Raw genomic sequence first — 1,209 nt, 5'->3', positions numbered from 1 at the left:
GGATTACTACCTATTATGTATTTTGGATGTGCTACTACAAATATTATTTTGAGGATTTAAGGTAGCTAAAAATAAAATACCCTTAAATTTTTCATTACCTTACAGTGTCTTACTTTGAATAAAAAATTTGCTACTATTTTTAGTTTTAGTAAATTTTGGACTGAATATTTAAAGAAATTTTCTTATAGGCATTATGATTAATAAATTAGATGGATGGCCGGGAGATAGGGATTCGAACCCCAGGAGGCTTTCACACCTCAACGGTTTTCAAGACCGCCGCTTTCGACCGCTCAGCCATCTCCCGAATTAAAAGATTTGTGATTATAACCAACTTTGCTTAAAATTTACTATAATCTCTAAAATTTACTCTGTTTTTTCTTTAATATATGTAGCTCCATCATTTATCTTTTCTTTGGTCCATTCTTTAGCATTATGAGTATCTTCTTTTACACCATGCCAAGTATTTGAACAACCAGCTACAAAAAAAGCTATACAAGCTGCTAAAAATAAATTTCTCACTGTTATTCCTTCGAGTAGTTATTTTTGAAATTTGGAGGCGACACCCGGATTCGAACCGGGGATCAAAGCTTTGCAGGCTCATGCCTTACCACTTGGCCATGTCGCCATATCGTGGTGCCCGAGACCGGACTTGAACCGGTACGGTAAAAACTACCGAGGGATTTTAAGTCCCTTGCGTCTACCATTCCGCCACTCGGGCTAAGTTAATGGAGCGGGAAACGAGATTCGAACTCGCGACCCCAACCTTGGCAAGGTTGTGCTCTACCCCTGAGCTATTCCCGCGTTAAAGTTTGTAATATTATCCAAAAATTGCTTAAAATTTTATTTTACTAAAACTAATTTCAAAATATTGTAAGGCATAAAAAGATAAAATATCAAAATCCACTTTGGGGTTATAGCTCAGCTGGGAGAGCGCTTGAATGGCATTCAAGAGGTCGGCGGTTCGATCCCGCTTAACTCCACCATAAATCTAAATACATCTATCATTATTTATACCTTTTGCAAAAATAACTTTTTACAAAAAAAGATGCCAATATGTAAAAATTTAATGAATAATTGATATCAAGACCCTTATCAACATTAGTAAAAGTCAATAACTAAAAAATAATTTTATAAATTTTTATCTTGCTTTAACAAAAAATAAAATAATATTAGCTATTAAAATTCAAATGAAAAAAATGTTTTTAAAAA

General features: G+C 33.8%; 1 protein-coding gene and 5 tRNA genes. 1 reads left to right on the top strand and 5 read right to left on the bottom strand.

Translation table 11 applies throughout. The features are described from left to right. Window positions 1-214 precede the first annotated feature (214 nt). The 5 genes from CYP54_RS04915 to CYP54_RS04900 form a co-directional block, all read right to left on the bottom strand. Window positions 215-304: transfer RNA gene (locus CYP54_RS04915), tRNA-Ser, on the bottom strand. Between the two features lie 59 nt (window positions 305-363). Continuing rightward, window positions 364-519: a hypothetical protein gene (locus CYP54_RS09880; RefSeq protein ID WP_167496266.1), complete on the bottom strand. Its 156-nt coding sequence runs from the start codon at window positions 517-519 to the stop codon at window positions 364-366. A 32-nt stretch (window positions 520-551) separates the two neighbouring features. Next, a tRNA-Cys gene (locus CYP54_RS04910) sits at window positions 552-625 on the bottom strand. 6 nt (window positions 626-631) lie between these two features. Then, window positions 632-718, bottom strand: a tRNA-Leu gene (locus CYP54_RS04905). Between the two features lie 8 nt (window positions 719-726). Next, window positions 727-801 (bottom strand) — tRNA-Gly (locus CYP54_RS04900). Window positions 802-907: 106 nt separating this feature from the next. Between CYP54_RS04900 and CYP54_RS04895 the strand changes: the two genes are divergently transcribed. Then, window positions 908-983 (top strand) — tRNA-Ala (locus CYP54_RS04895). Window positions 984-1,209 lie beyond the last annotated feature (226 nt).

It is taken from the genome of Campylobacter concisus, from assembly GCF_002914005.1.
Taxonomy (GTDB): domain Bacteria; phylum Campylobacterota; class Campylobacteria; order Campylobacterales; family Campylobacteraceae; genus Campylobacter_A; species Campylobacter_A concisus_N.
Note: the sequence above shows the minus strand (reverse complement) of the source record. Positions and strands in the feature narration are given on the sequence as shown.